Genomic DNA, 13,654 nt, shown 5'->3' on the forward strand with positions numbered 1-13,654 from the left:
CTTGTCTTAGAAAATGGGTATAGGGCGCTATTCCAGCCCGAGGCTGTTGCGCAGAATAGTCAGGCGTTCATCATCCCCGTCACGGGCAGCCTGCTGAAGAGATTTGGTTGGTGCATGGATCAGGCGGTTGGTCAGCTTCCACGCCAGATCCTGCATAATTGCCTGTGCGTCGCCGCCCTGTTCAAGGGCCGCTAACGCTTTGGTAGTCAGGTCATCACGCACCTGCTCTGCCTGCCCGCGGTATTCGCGGATGGTCTCGCTGACGCTTTGCGCGCGCAGCCAGGCCATAAACTCGCTGGTTTCCTGCTCAACGATAGTTTCCGCCTGCACCGCCGCCGCTTTACGTTGGGCGAGATTGTGCGAAATGATGCTTTGCAGGTCATCCACGCTGTAGAGGTAGGCGTTAGGCAGCTTGCCCACTTCCGGCTCAACGTCGCGCGGAACGGCGATATCCACCAGCAGCATCGGCTGATTACGGCGGGACTTCAGCGCGCGCTCCACCATCCCTTTGCCGATGAGCGGCAGCGGGCTGGCGGTAGAGCTGATAATAATGTCCGCCTCTTTCAGGCGTTCATCGATGTCGCTCAGGGCAACCACCTCTGCACCCACTTCATCCGCCAGCGCCTGCGCGCGTTCGCGGGTGCGGTTAGCGATAATCATCTTTTTCACCTTATGCTCGCGCAGGTGGCGCGCCACAAGTTCGATGGTTTCGCCCGCGCCCACCAGCATCACGGTGACGGTGGAGAGGGATTCAAAGATTTGGCGTGCAAGGGTGCAGGCCGCGAAGGCAACGGAAACCGCACTGGCACCAATGTCGGTTTCGGTTCGCACACGCTTCGCCACGGAGAAGGATTTCTGGAACATGCGCTCCAGCTCGCTGGCTTTAAGATGCCCTTTTTGCGAATCCGCAAACGCTTTTTTCACCTGGCCCAGAATCTGCGGCTCGCCCAGCACCAGCGAATCCAGGCCGCTGGCGACGCGCATCAGATGGCTGACGGCATCGTTGTCCTGATGCCAGTACAGGCTGTTGCGCAGCTCGTCTTCGTTGAGATTGTGGTAGTCGCATAGCCAGCGGATCAGCGCTTCATGCAGGTTGTCCTGCTCTTCTACGCTTAAATAGAGTTCGGTACGGTTGCACGTCGAAAGCACCACGCCCCCCTGCACCATCGGCTGGGCAAGCAGGCTGTCCAGCGCCAGGTCAAGCGTATCAGGCGAAAACGTTACGCGTTCTCGCAGCGAAACCGGGGCCGTTTTGTGGTTGATGCCGAGTGCTAATAGGGTCATGTTGAGCGGGAGTAGTACCAGCGTTAATAAGGTTAGCAGAACGCATCATACAGGATGCGCGAGATCAATAAAAGGGACTGCCCCCTTTCGGAGTAATAGCTTATACCCGTCATACTTCAAGCTGCATGCGCGTTGGCTGCGCTCGTTCACCCCAATCACATAGTTATCTATGCTCATGGGGATTCACTCTCTTGCCGCCTTCATGCAGCTTGAATTATTTAGGGTAGATACAACGCTTTGAGATAATTTGAACGTAGACGGTAGCCCCCTTCGACGCTAGCATTAACAGCTATAACTGCAACGTATCTCAAGGATTTGTCCTCATTATGACCCGACTGATTCGCCTGCTGCCGCTGGCAGCACTGGTTCTGACCGCGTGTACCGTCACCCAGCCAAAAGGCCCGGGCAAAAGCCCTGATTCCCCGCAGTGGCGTCAGCACCAGCAGGACGTGCGTAATTTGAAGCAGTACCAGACGCGCGGCGCCTTCGCCTATCTTTCTGATGAACAAAAGGTTTATGCGCGCTTCTTCTGGCAGCAGACGGGCCAGGACAACTATCGCCTGCTGCTGCTGAACCCGCTGGGCAGCACCGAGCTGGAGCTTATCGCAAAGCCGGGTGAAGCGCAGATCACCGATAACAAAGGCCAACACTACACCGCGACCGATGCAGAAGAGATGATTGGCAAGCTGACCGGGATGCCTATCCCGCTCAACAGCCTGCGCCAGTGGATCCTCGGCCTGCCGGGTGACGCCACCGACTACACCCTGGACGATCAATACCGTCTGAGCCAGGTGAACTACACCCAGAACGGCAAAACCTGGAAAGTGGTGTACAGCGACTATGACAGCAAGAGTAAACCGTCGCTGCCATCGAATATGGAGCTGACCCAGGGCAGCCAGCGCATCAAGCTGAAAATGGATAACTGGATCGTTAAATGATGACCCACTGGCCCTCTCCGGCAAAGCTGAATCTGTTTTTATACATCACCGGCCAGCGGGCTGACGGTTATCACACCCTGCAGACGCTGTTTCAGTTTATTGACTATGGCGACACGATCGCCATTGAGCTGCGTCATGACGGACAGATTTGCCTGCTCACGCCGGTCAACGGCGTGGCGCATGAGGACAACCTGATCGTGCGCGCCGCGCGTCTGCTGATGAAAGCCGCAGCGCAATCAGGTCGTCTGCCTGCGGGAAGCGGTGCGGACATCCGCATCGAGAAACGTCTGCCGATGGGCGGTGGTCTCGGCGGCGGCTCATCTAACGCCGCCACGGTGCTGGTCGCGCTGAACCATCTTTGGGGCTGCGGGCTGTCGCAGGACGAACTGGCCGCTATAGGCCTGACGCTGGGCGCGGACGTCCCGGTGTTTGTTCGCGGTCATGCGGCCTTTGCTGAAGGCGTGGGAGAGATCCTCACCCCGGCGGAACCGCCGGAGAAGTGGTATCTGGTTGCCCACCCTGGCGTGAGCATTCCGACCCCGGTCATCTTCAAAGATCCTGACCTGAAAAGGAATACCCCGGTTCGGTCAATAAAAACGTTATTAAATTGTGAATTCAGCAACGATTGCGAGGATATCGCAAGAAAACGTTTTCGCGAGGTTGATGCGGTGCTTTCCTGGCTGTTAGAATACGCGCCGTCGCGCCTGACCGGTACAGGGGCCTGTGTCTTTGCTGAATTTGACACCGAATCCGCCGCTCGTCAGGTGCTTGAGCAAGCGCCGGACTGGCTGCATGGTTTTGTAGCGCGCGGGATGAACACCTCCCCCCTACAGCAGGCCATTCTGGCGCAGACTGAGTTTCGGTGACAACGTCACCCTGTTCCAGACGTTGCATCGCGCTCTTTAATACACCGCCTGGATAGCCTTCGCCTGGCCCGCACAGTTTTCGGCGAACGCTATCCACCACTGGACGCATGCCTGAGGTTCTTCTCGTGCCTGATATGAAGCTTTTTGCTGGTAACGCCACCCCGGAACTAGCACAACGTATTGCCAACCGCCTGTACACTTCCCTCGGCGACGCCGCCGTAGGTCGCTTTAGCGACGGCGAAGTCAGCGTACAAATCAACGAAAATGTACGCGGTGGTGATATTTTCATCATCCAGTCCACCTGTGCTCCAACGAACGACAACCTGATGGAACTGGTTGTTATGGTCGACGCCCTGCGTCGCGCTTCCGCAGGCCGTATCACTGCTGTAATCCCTTACTTCGGCTATGCCCGCCAGGACCGTCGCGTCCGTTCCGCGCGTGTGCCAATTACCGCGAAAGTAGTCGCTGACTTCCTGTCCAGCGTCGGCGTTGACCGCGTACTGACCGTTGACCTGCACGCAGAGCAGATCCAGGGCTTCTTCGACGTCCCGGTTGATAACGTGTTCGGCAGCCCAATCCTGCTGGAAGACATGCTGCAGCTGAACCTGGACAACCCAATCGTGGTTTCTCCTGACATCGGCGGCGTGGTACGTGCTCGTGCTATCGCCAAGCTGCTGAACGATACCGACATGGCGATCATCGACAAGCGTCGCCCGCGCGCTAACGTTTCTCAGGTGATGCACATCATCGGTGACGTTGCTGGCCGCGACTGCGTGCTGGTTGACGACATGATCGATACCGGCGGTACGCTGTGTAAAGCGGCTGAAGCGCTGAAAGAGCGTGGTGCCAAGCGCGTATTCGCTTACGCAACCCACCCGATCTTCTCCGGTAACGCGGTAAACAACCTGCGCAACTCCGTCATTGACGAAGTGGTGGTTTGCGATACCATCCCTCTGAGCGACGAGATCAAAGCACTGCCAAACGTGCGTACGTTGACCCTGTCCGGGATGCTGGCCGAAGCGATTCGTCGTATCAGCAACGAAGAATCCATCTCTGCAATGTTCGAACACTGATCGAGCACGGCCAAAAAACCCGCTGCGGCGGGTTTTTTTGTCTCTGAGATTTATTTGTATGATCAATGCCTCCTTCACCTGCCATTCACATGACAGATGATGCGCATACGGATGATAGATAATTGTGAAAAACGTAACCTCCTCACATGTTCTGCCCTTTCGCGCCCTCATCGACGCCTGCTGGAAAGAGAAGTACACTTCGTCACGCTTCGTGCGTGACCTGATTGCCGGGATCACCGTCGGCATTATTGCCATCCCTCTGGCGATGGCGCTGGCGATTGGCAGCGGCGTAGCGCCGCAGTACGGCCTGTACACCTCGGCCGTTGCCGGGATCGTCATTGCCCTGACCGGCGGCTCGCGCTTCAGCGTCTCCGGCCCCACCGCCGCCTTCGTGGTGATCCTCTACCCGGTTTCCCAGCAGTTTGGTCTGGCAGGCCTGCTTGTTGCCACCCTGATGTCCGGCGTCTTTTTGATTCTGTTTGGCCTGGCCCGCTTTGGGCGGCTGATCGAGTACATCCCCCTTTCCGTGACGCTGGGATTCACCTCCGGGATCGGCATCACCATTGGGACGATGCAAATAAAAGATTTCCTCGGCCTGCATATGGCGCACGTCCCGGAACATTATCTACAAAAGGTCGGCGCGCTGTTTATGGCGCTGCCTACCGCCAATCTGGGCGATGCGGCGATTGGGGTTGTCACCCTGGGCACGCTGATCGTCTGGCCTCGTCTGGGGATCCGTCTGCCGGGCCATCTGCCCGCGCTGCTGCTGGGCTGCGCGGTAATGGCTATCGTCAATATGTTCGGCGGTCATGTCGCGACCATCGGCTCGCAGTTCCACTATGTGCTGGCGGACGGTTCACAGGGTAGCGGTATTCCGCAGCTGTTGCCGCAGCTGGTGCTGCCGTGGGACATGCCCGGCTCCAGCTTCACCCTGAGCTGGGATTCCCTGCGTGCGTTACTTCCCGCCGCGTTCTCGATGGCGATGCTGGGGGCAATTGAGTCCCTGCTCTGCGCCGTCGTGCTTGACGGCATGACCGGCACCAAGCACAAAGCCAACAGCGAGCTGGTCGGTCAGGGATTAGGCAACCTCGTCGCACCGTTCTTCGGCGGTATTACCGCCACGGCAGCCATCGCCCGCTCTGCGGCAAACGTGCGCGCGGGGGCAACCTCGCCCGTTTCGGCGGTTATCCACTCCGTGCTGGTGATCCTCGCTCTGCTGATCCTCGCCCCGCTGCTCTCCTGGCTACCGCTCTCCGCCATGGCCGCCCTGCTGTTGATGGTGGCCTGGAACATGAGCGAGGCGCACAAGGTGGTGAACCTGCTGCGTCGCGCGCCGAAAGACGACATCATCGTGATGCTGATCTGCATGTCGCTGACCGTGCTGTTCGATATGGTTATCGCCATCAGCGTCGGGATCGTGCTGGCTTCCCTGCTGTTTATGCGCCGCATTGCGCAAATGACCCGCCTCTCCCCGGTCAACGTTGAGGTGCCTGATGATGTGCTGGTGCTGCGCGTGATTGGCCCGCTGTTCTTCGCGGCGGCGGAAGGCCTGTTTAGCGATCTGGAGTCCCGCATCGCGGGCAAACGGGTTGTGGTGCTGAAGTGGGATGCCGTACCGGTGCTGGATGCCGGTGGGCTGGATGCCTTCCAGCGCTTTGTCGCACGTCTGCCGGAAGGCTGTGAGCTGCGGGTGAGTAACCTGGAGTTCCAGCCCCTGCGCACCATGGCGCGCGCGGGCGTTCAGCCTGTCCCTGGCCGTCTCTCCTTCTACCCTAACCGCGAAGCCGCGCTAGCGGACCTGTGAGTCACCTGATGCAGAGAAACGTCTCTGCATCATCACTCCGATCGCCTGCTGGAGCCATGCAAGCACGGCAGGCGTCATCCACGTTCCCTTCATCAGATTCGGCTCCTGCTGCATGGCAGTACGAAACTTTTGCTGCGTCTCCGGGTTCGTCCCCGCGTACGACTGGAATAACGCCAGCCAGTTTTCAGCCAGCATTTGCGCGTCCTCTGAAACGGGGTCGCTATTCTCCCGCTGCGCCTGATGCAGTTTCTCCACCAGCGGCGGCCACTCCATCATGCGGTCAAAGTAATGTGCCCGGGTAAAGGCCATCTCTTCGGGGTTAAGGTACTTCTCCCATATGCTGAGCTTCGATTCCGCAAACGCGCGCGTAATGTAATCCGTCATCTCCGGCGTAATGCCGGTCTGCGCCTGCATCTGCGGTTCAAGGCTGTGCATCTCGTTCAGCCGGGTGAGAAACTCCGGCTTGCCTGCCGTGTCCTGTTCCAGGCGTTCCATCCAGCGCGTCGCCAGGTCCATCGCCCGCGGGTCCGTAACAGGTATGTGCTGTTTCAACAGCGTGTTTGCCTCCGCAACCAGCCCTGACCAGATGGCCGCCAGCGCATCCTTCTGCACCGCAAAGGGCAGCTGCTGTAACTCTTCTTTGCTAAACCAGCGATCGTACATATTCATTAACTCCAGCGTCTGTAGCCAGGATTCCAGATCTGGAGCCGCATCGTCGAGAAGCCCGTTACGCAGATCCACCAGCCGGTCGCGCAGCGTATGTATGCTGCGCAGCTGTTTATCCAGCAGCGTGATTTGCGCATCGAGTAGCTCTGTTAACGACAGCGACGCCTGTTCCAGGAAATCCCTGATTTCAGCAAGTTCCAGCCCCGCTTTTGCCAGCGCCTGGATCATGTGCAGACGCTGGACATCCGCCAGATTGTAGAGCCGGTAACCTGCCGCGCTTCTGGCAGAAGGCAGCAGCAACCCTGTTTGCTCATAGTGATGCAAGGTTCGCACGGTGATCCCGGCTCGTTTGGCCAGCTCCCCCACCTGAATCAACATAACAGCTCCTTTTTCTTTGCCAGTGGCCCGACTCTGGAGCCTTACGTTACGTGAGGGTCAACCCTTGATGCAAAAAAAAAACGACTTCAGATGAAGTCGTTTCGGTATTCTTAGAGTGCACTAGCTGTGCTTATGCTGGTCGCGGCGACAGCGTTTGTCGTAGTGGCGCACCCACCAGTATTTATCACACACTTCCTCATGGCCGCTCACGCGCGCCCCCGCCAGCCACAGTACCGCACCAACGAAGATGCTCAATATTGCCCCGTGCGCAAAGTATTGCGGGAGGTCAAGCTGCGGCAGCTGGTTTAAAATGGAGTAACCCACGCCGGCTACCATCACGAACAGCCCTAACCCCATCAGCACGTTACCGAGTAACGAAGCGTTTTTGCGTTTCATGTGTCACCTCCGGAACTTTGGGTTGTCAGGGGAAAAGCCCCTAATCCTTGTGTGTAAAGTATAGACAACGCCCCTTTTATGAGTTGCGTGAATGATCACAATTACAGATAACGCCCAAACAAAAGTTTACAAATAAGACATTGAACAGCTTGAAATTCTAATTGTTCAAATCAGTAATTATTCGTATTTCGCTGAGAAGATCGCAGAATTTTGTCAAGCGGCGCGCCAGGCAGTAAACTACGCGCCAGATCTGGAACCCATTAGGAATTACCTCGTGACGATTAAACTGATTGTCGGCCTCGCCAACCCGGGCGCAGAGTACGCGGCCACCCGCCATAATGCCGGGGCATGGTACGTCGATCTGCTGGCCGAACGGTTACGTGCTCCCCTGCGTGAAGAACCTAAATTCTTCGGGTATACCTCACGTATTAATCTTGCCGGTGCTGATGTGCGCCTGCTGGTGCCCACCACTTTTATGAACCTGAGCGGTAAAGCCGTGGCGGCCATGGCGACGTTTTATCGCATCAACCCGGATGAAATTCTGGTGGCTCACGATGAGCTGGATCTTCCGCCCGGCGTGGCAAAATTCAAGCTGGGCGGCGGACACGGCGGCCACAACGGCCTTAAAGACATCATCAGCAAGCTGGGCAATAACCCGAATTTCCACCGTTTGCGCGTCGGAATCGGCCATCCGGGCGATAAAAACAAAGTTGTCGGTTTCGTGCTCGGTAAGCCCCCTGTTTCCGAACAAAAACTGATTGACGAGGCGGTAGACGAGGCGGCGCGCTGCACTGAAATCTGGCTGAAAGACGGGTTAACCAAAGCGACAAACCGCTTACACGCTTTCAAAGCGCAATAATCCGCCCGATCCGGCTTTTTTACCGCGCGTCATGCGGGTTACGTGTATAATAGGCGTAGTTATTTACTTTTCATCAATCGGTTATCGGTAACGGATTGATTATCAAGATATTAAGGTGATTTAGAAATGGGATTCAAATGCGGTATCGTCGGTCTGCCAAACGTGGGCAAATCCACCCTGTTTAACGCGCTTACCAAAGCGGGTATCGAAGCGGCGAACTTCCCGTTCTGTACCATCGAACCTAACACCGGCGTTGTGCCAATGCCCGACCCGCGTCTGGACCAGCTCGCGGAAATCGTGAAGCCGCAGCGCATTCTGCCAACCACCATGGAATTCGTGGACATCGCGGGCCTGGTAAAAGGCGCATCCAAAGGTGAAGGCCTGGGTAACCAGTTCCTGACCAACATTCGTGAAACCGAAGCGATCGGTCACGTTGTGCGCTGCTTCGAGAACGACAACATCATCCACGTTAACAACAAAGTGGATCCGGCTGACGACATCGACGTTATCAACACCGAGCTGGCGCTCTCTGACCTCGACACCTGCGAACGCGCCATTCACCGCGTGCAGAAGAAAGCCAAAGGCGGCGACAAGGACGCCAAAGCGGAACTGGCTGCGCTGGAAAAATGCCTGCCACAGCTGGAAAACGCGGGCATGCTGCGCGCGCTGAAAAACCTGACTGACGAAGACAAGGCGGCGATCAAATACCTGAGCTTCCTGACCCTGAAGCCAACCATGTACATTGCCAACGTTAACGAAGACGGTTTCGAGAACAACCCGTACCTGGACAAAGTACGTGAAATCGCCGCGGCGGAAGGTTCTGTGGTTGTGGCGGTTTGCGCTGCCGTTGAATCCGACATCGCCGAGCTGGACGACGCCGACCGTGAAGAGTTCATGGCCGAGCTGGGTCTGGAAGAGCCGGGCCTGAACCGCGTAATTCGCGCGGGCTATGAGCTGCTGAACCTGCAGACCTACTTCACCGCTGGCGTGAAGGAAGTGCGTGCGTGGACTATCCCTGTGGGTGCGACCGCGCCTCAGGCGGCTGGTAAAATCCACACCGACTTCGAGAAAGGCTTTATTCGTGCGCAGACTATCGCGTTTGAAGACTTCATCACCTACAAGGGTGAGCAAGGCGCGAAAGAAGCAGGCAAAATGCGTGCAGAAGGGAAAGATTACATCGTTAAAGATGGCGATGTTATGAACTTCTTGTTTAACGTTTGATTTGTTTTGAATGAAAAAAAATCCACGCCAAAGCGTGGATTTTTTTCTGAAGCTTAAAATGTTAGAGTTATCTTTTAAAAGACCATCATTGAGGGATTTATTTAAATTTATTGAATTAAAAGCTAATTTTCCGTTGTTAGCTTAAAGATAATTTTTAAAAAAAATTAATGCTTTAACTTTCCTCTTTTTTCGATTGAGATCAAAACCTCATAAGCATCTTTTTCACTCATTTGAACTTTTTTGGCCTCATCAAGACTTACTTCCTCTTCCTCCTCCTTCATCACGATCCCTCCGGAGTAAAGCTTAATAAAAAAGCGTCCTTCTCTTTCAATAAGGATCACTCCATAATTGTTAAATATTACTTTATCCATTCATTCCCTCTCTTAATCTTTCAACGGCGTTATTTTTAACTGATTTAGCGGAGTCGGATCTATGGCAGCCTCTGGAATACCTCCCGAGGTATATTCTCCCGGTAACTCGGGGTATGCCTTAGTAAACGGTTCAAGTGGCGCTCTTGGTCTATCGCCGAACATTCGCGAGGTTCGCACTTGCGGAACACCATTATCAAATAATGGGAGCGTATCAAACTCAGCTCTAAGACGTCCATCACTCCATGATTTATCCAAAGGATCAAGTGGATTCAATTTATCTACTCCTTTGATCTGGATGATCTGGAAGGCATCTCTTACTGTGCGCCCGGAGTCTAATTTATCAAAACCAAAATAAGTGACTGGTGCGGATTTGGATTCAAATGTTTTAGGCACCTATGCGTTAATAGAACCATCATCTTTAAGATACCTCAGATGTCATAGCGCCAGCGAATGCCGTTCAGGTGCGTCAGGCGGTTCTGCGTGACCTTCTCAGCAGACCCTTCCAGCGGGTTACCGGCTGCGTCCCGTCCTAAACGAGCAGGCGCCCGGCGCTGTCGTACTGCCAGCGGTAACCGCTGAACGGGTTATCGTCCCGCTCTTCTCGCACCAGGTTATTGCGGTAGCCGCAATCCGAGCAGAGAGACCAGCAGCGCATCGCTGGGTGCGAAAGGTAAAGATTACATCATTAAAACTTACGATGTGATGAACTTCTTTTTTTATGTTCGATTTGTTTGAAAGAAAAAATCCACGATTTAACGTGGATTTTCCCAATATACTGAACTAAGTTGTTTAATAAATAAAAAATGTTATAGCATAAATATGCTATTACTTTCTTTATCCATGTCTAGGCTTCCTAACGCTCCAAGGTCTAAAGAATAAATCTCATCAGTACCTTTGCGCAAATTCAAAAAGTACCCAAGGTCACCATCTTGACCAATCAATAAAACGTCAGGCTCAACCTCTTGAATTGTATATGTATTATTTCTTTCAAGTAAATCAAAACAATTGAAAACATAAAGCTGGTCACCATTTGCTCGTTGAATTTCATAAGAGTCAGTGTCCTTGACTTTTTCAATCATAAAGCGCTTATATTCAGAAGGTAAAGACATGCGCATGAGTTTTTCAATTTCATTTAGCTGATCAATTAAATCCTGTTTTTCCATATCGGCTTACCTATAAATGAATAAGTTATATATCAAAATGAATATTACTACTATTAGACTCTCTCAATTGGTCAAAATATTTATACGAGTCACTAATCGATTTCCTTGCCTGCTGCTTTGGAACACCTGCATCAATCATTTCTTTGTAACTGATATGAAACTCTTGTTTCAACGTTGTATCCCAACCTCCCGGTAAAACTCTACGAGTTCGTTGAGCAGAACTTATATTAGCGTGTGGACTGCCTGATGCAGATTTAAGTAACGTAGCAGGTGCAGTATTTCTCTGGTAACCGTTAATTCTTTTCTTAGCCCAAGCATCTTGTATTGGGTGGTGACTTTGTACAAACCCATCATTTTTACTATTTGTGTGGCCCGACGCCCTGTTAACACCAGGAGAGAGATTACCATGTGGATCAACATCACCCGTTTTATATCCGTTCGGTGCTTTACATCTCGACACCCCCCACGGATCCACCCACCCCAGCGCATTCGGCGCATGCTGGTAAAGATTTATCCCTCCCGCCAGCCCTATCGGGTCCTGCTGCGTAAACCGACCGCAGTCCGGGTCGTAATACCGGAACAGATTGTTGTGCAGCCCTGTCTCACGGTCCAGGTATTGCCCCTGCATGCGCAGGTTCTGAGAATATCCTGATACCTGCGTCTCGCTTTCCCGCAGCAGCTTGCCCCAGGCGCTGTTCACCCCTTCCCAGCGCACCTGCCCTTCAATATCCGTCATCCGCTCCGGCGTGCCGTTCGGCTGGCAGTGGAACCAGAAAATCTCCGGAGCATCAACGCCGTCAATACGCGCCAGCGGGTCGTAGCTGTCCTGATCGCTGTAAACGTAGGTGAGCGGCACATCCCCGTGCACCTCCTGCAGCAGGCGGAACCCTTCCCAGACAAACCGGGTGGTGACCGCCCTGCCCGTTGGCTGTCCGCCCAGCATCTGGCGTCGCGTTTTGCTGATGCGTCGCCCGAGCGGATCGTAGCGGAAGCTGACCTGCGTCTGCGGCTTATTGCGGTCCCGCGGCTGGCTGATGACCTCCGTCAGGCGATGTTCACCGTCGTAGCGGTAGTGCCAGCGGGTCCGGCCGTTATCCTTCTCTACGGTGCGGCCGTGGATGTCATAGCGCCAGCGAATGCCGTTAAGCTGCGTCAGACGGTTGTGCGTGACCTTCTCAACAGATCCTTCGAGCGGGTTACCGGCAGCGTCCCAGCGCCACTGCTCCTGTCCGGGCAGCGTGCCGTCCTGAACCAGCAGGCGCCCGGCGCTATCGTACTGCCAGCGGTACCAGCTGAACGGGTTATCGTCCCGCTCTTCACGCACCAGGTTATTGCGGTAGTCGTAATCCCAGCGGCGGGACCAGCGGCGCGGCGACGGGCGCTGGGCATTGCCGGTAAAGACGTCCCGGCGGTGCAGGCGGCCAAGACGGTCGTACTCGCTGCGGGTGGTCAGCAGCCCCTGAGTGCGGCTGGTCTCCCGGTGGAGTTCGTCGCGGGTAAAGTCGGACACCGACAGCTTATTGAGAACAAGGCGAGAAAGAATCAGGCAAGATGCGTGCGAAAGGGAAAGATTGCATCGTTAAAGATGGCGATGTGATGAACTTCCTGTTTAATGTTTGATTTGTTTTGAATGAAGAAAATCCACGCTTAGGCGTGGATTTTTTATTGCGGGGTTAACACACATTGTCTAATAGTTCTGTTTTCATGCTGGGTTTAAAAGGAATGATCTTAACAGTCGCAAGTTTTAACCTCTGAAAAGAATCCTCGCGCAAGCGCTCTTCCAGAGAGGCAAGACTCTCACACTTAGCGAGAATGACTCCACCGTTTCTTGGGATCCTTCTTCCGGACGCCAGGAAAATCCCCTATGCATACCCGTTTTAAAGCCACTCAACATGAGCTGGTATCGCTGCGTCGATTTCTTCGAGTAGTTTTGTATAGGTCAAAATGACAATGTAAACCGCGCTCATCTTTTGCCTCTCAGCTCTGTTTATTAAACCGCTTGTAGGAACTGCTTATGCAGCCCTCTTTTGCCACCGGTTATTTTTATCATTTTTTGGTGCTTTTGATGTTAATACGCAGGGCCCGATAGAGACAATGCGTTACGCTTCATATCCCAGGAATAAAACCAATCATGCCAGCCGTTTTGCTTTTCCGCATAGCTACAGACCACAACCACTTGCTTTGACAGGTTGAAAGTTAAGTAATAGAAAGCTGCGCCTTCAGGAGGTGCTGACCAAAATAGGTTTTCTCCCTGCGCATTGAAGATGGTCAAAACGGCTGGTAATGGCTTTGTCTCGCTTAACGCAAAGACTAACTGGCGTGTCGAGTCGACCATTGCATGGTCTAAAAATGGCATACTAACCAGTATGTTACGTTCACCACATGCCCATTGAAGCAGGTCATTTTCTTTAATACAAATGAGATTTTCAATCATAGTTAAACCTCAAATTACTTGATAACTATAAACCTGCGGGTTACCATCGAGTTTTGCAAAGAAATCAACTCTATAATAATAGTTAATGCACTAAATAAAACGATTATTTTTTTCAAATATTAAAATCTAGAAAAGTTTCAAGTTTAAATGAAAGAGCATTGTTTAACATTAAATTAATTAACTTCCCACGCACTATAATAT

General features: G+C 53.7%; 13 protein-coding genes and 4 pseudogenes. 7 read left to right on the forward strand and 10 right to left on the reverse strand.

What is annotated here, in order from left to right; all coding sequences use genetic code 11:
* Window positions 1-27 precede the first annotated feature (27 nt).
* Entirely contained in the window at window positions 28-1,284 is a 1,257-nt protein-coding gene (hemA, locus tag ACMWKK_RS05010) for a glutamyl-tRNA reductase (RefSeq protein ID WP_112780895.1), read from the reverse strand.
* Window positions 1,285-1,610: 326 nt separating this feature from the next.
* On the opposite strand from hemA, the gene lolB reads away from it, so the two are divergent.
* The 4 genes from lolB to dauA all read left to right on the forward strand — a co-directional run bounded on the left by lolB (window position 1,611) and on the right by dauA (window position 5,965).
* Window positions 1,611-2,222, forward strand: coding sequence for a lipoprotein insertase outer membrane protein LolB (gene lolB / locus ACMWKK_RS05015; protein ID WP_112780894.1), 612 nt, complete (start codon window positions 1,611-1,613; stop codon window positions 2,220-2,222).
* A complete protein-coding gene (gene ispE, locus ACMWKK_RS05020) occupies window positions 2,219-3,088 on the forward strand; it encodes a 4-(cytidine 5'-diphospho)-2-C-methyl-D-erythritol kinase (RefSeq protein WP_112780893.1) in 870 nt (289 codons plus the stop codon). The genes lolB and ispE overlap by 4 nt, the downstream gene beginning before the upstream one ends.
* A 125-nt stretch (window positions 3,089-3,213) precedes the next feature.
* Window positions 3,214-4,161, forward strand: a complete 948-nt coding sequence (gene prs / locus ACMWKK_RS05025) for a ribose-phosphate diphosphokinase (protein WP_003856663.1) — start codon at window positions 3,214-3,216, stop codon at window positions 4,159-4,161.
* A gap of 124 nt (window positions 4,162-4,285) precedes the next feature.
* Window positions 4,286-5,965, forward strand: a complete 1,680-nt coding sequence (gene dauA, locus ACMWKK_RS05030; RefSeq protein ID WP_112780892.1) for a C4-dicarboxylic acid transporter DauA — start codon at window positions 4,286-4,288, stop codon at window positions 5,963-5,965.
* Here the strand turns inward: dauA and ACMWKK_RS05035 are convergent.
* Both ACMWKK_RS05035 and ychH read right to left on the reverse strand, forming a co-directional pair.
* Window positions 5,951-7,009, reverse strand: a complete 1,059-nt coding sequence (locus ACMWKK_RS05035; RefSeq protein WP_112780891.1) for a MerR family transcriptional regulator — start codon at window positions 7,007-7,009, stop codon at window positions 5,951-5,953. The two genes, dauA and ACMWKK_RS05035, sit on opposite strands and share 15 nt — an antisense overlap.
* 120 nt (window positions 7,010-7,129) lie before the next feature.
* Window positions 7,130-7,405 (reverse strand): stress-induced protein YchH, encoded by a 276-nt coding sequence (gene ychH, locus ACMWKK_RS05040; RefSeq protein ID WP_032656663.1) that lies wholly within the window; start codon window positions 7,403-7,405, stop codon window positions 7,130-7,132.
* A 274-nt stretch (window positions 7,406-7,679) separates the two neighbouring features.
* Between ychH and pth the strand changes: the two genes are divergently transcribed.
* Both pth and ychF read left to right on the forward strand, forming a co-directional pair.
* The gene (gene pth, locus ACMWKK_RS05045; protein ID WP_023336005.1) at window positions 7,680-8,264 is read left to right on the forward strand and encodes an aminoacyl-tRNA hydrolase; all 585 of its coding nucleotides are present in this window, start codon (window positions 7,680-7,682) and stop codon (window positions 8,262-8,264) included.
* A gap of 126 nt (window positions 8,265-8,390) precedes the next feature.
* A complete protein-coding gene (gene ychF, locus ACMWKK_RS05050; protein WP_003856650.1) occupies window positions 8,391-9,485 on the forward strand; it encodes a redox-regulated ATPase YchF in 1,095 nt (364 codons plus the stop codon).
* Window positions 9,486-9,649: 164 nt separating this feature from the next.
* On the opposite strand, the gene ACMWKK_RS05055 is transcribed toward ychF, so the two are convergent.
* From ACMWKK_RS05055 to ACMWKK_RS05075, 5 genes and pseudogenes are all read right to left on the reverse strand, one after another.
* Window positions 9,650-9,856, reverse strand: a complete 207-nt coding sequence (locus ACMWKK_RS05055) for a hypothetical protein (RefSeq protein WP_112780890.1) — start codon at window positions 9,854-9,856, stop codon at window positions 9,650-9,652.
* Between the two features lie 12 nt (window positions 9,857-9,868).
* Entirely contained in the window at window positions 9,869-10,249 is a 381-nt protein-coding gene (locus tag ACMWKK_RS05060) for a hypothetical protein (RefSeq protein WP_139156901.1), read from the reverse strand.
* Between the two features lie 38 nt (window positions 10,250-10,287).
* Window positions 10,288-10,517: pseudogene (locus ACMWKK_RS05065) on the reverse strand (RHS repeat protein); the annotation flags it as partial.
* Between the two features lie 145 nt (window positions 10,518-10,662).
* The gene (locus ACMWKK_RS05070) at window positions 10,663-11,019 is read right to left on the reverse strand and encodes an SMI1/KNR4 family protein (protein ID WP_112780889.1); all 357 of its coding nucleotides are present in this window, start codon (window positions 11,017-11,019) and stop codon (window positions 10,663-10,665) included.
* 25 nt (window positions 11,020-11,044) lie between these two features.
* Window positions 11,045-12,544 (reverse strand): annotated as a pseudogene (locus tag ACMWKK_RS05075) (RHS repeat-associated core domain-containing protein); the annotation flags it as partial.
* Between ACMWKK_RS05075 and ACMWKK_RS05080 the strand changes: the two are divergent.
* Window positions 12,544-12,639, forward strand: a pseudogene (locus ACMWKK_RS05080) (DUF933 domain-containing protein); the annotation flags it as partial. The pseudogenes ACMWKK_RS05075 and ACMWKK_RS05080 overlap by 1 nt on opposite strands.
* A gap of 53 nt (window positions 12,640-12,692) precedes the next feature.
* Here ACMWKK_RS05080 and ACMWKK_RS05085 read toward each other — a convergent pair.
* A pseudogene (locus tag ACMWKK_RS05085) lies at window positions 12,693-12,986 on the reverse strand (YciI family protein).
* 101 nt (window positions 12,987-13,087) lie between these two features.
* Window positions 13,088-13,453 carry a hypothetical protein gene (locus ACMWKK_RS05090; RefSeq protein ID WP_406542757.1) on the reverse strand — a complete coding sequence of 122 codons (366 nt, stop codon included), beginning with the start codon at window positions 13,451-13,453 and terminating at the stop codon, window positions 13,088-13,090.
* Window positions 13,454-13,654: the final 201 nt, after the last annotated feature.

The organism is Enterobacter sp. 01-M-03-SI-ECC, from assembly GCF_047530215.1.
GTDB lineage: Bacteria > Pseudomonadota > Gammaproteobacteria > Enterobacterales > Enterobacteriaceae > Enterobacter > Enterobacter chengduensis.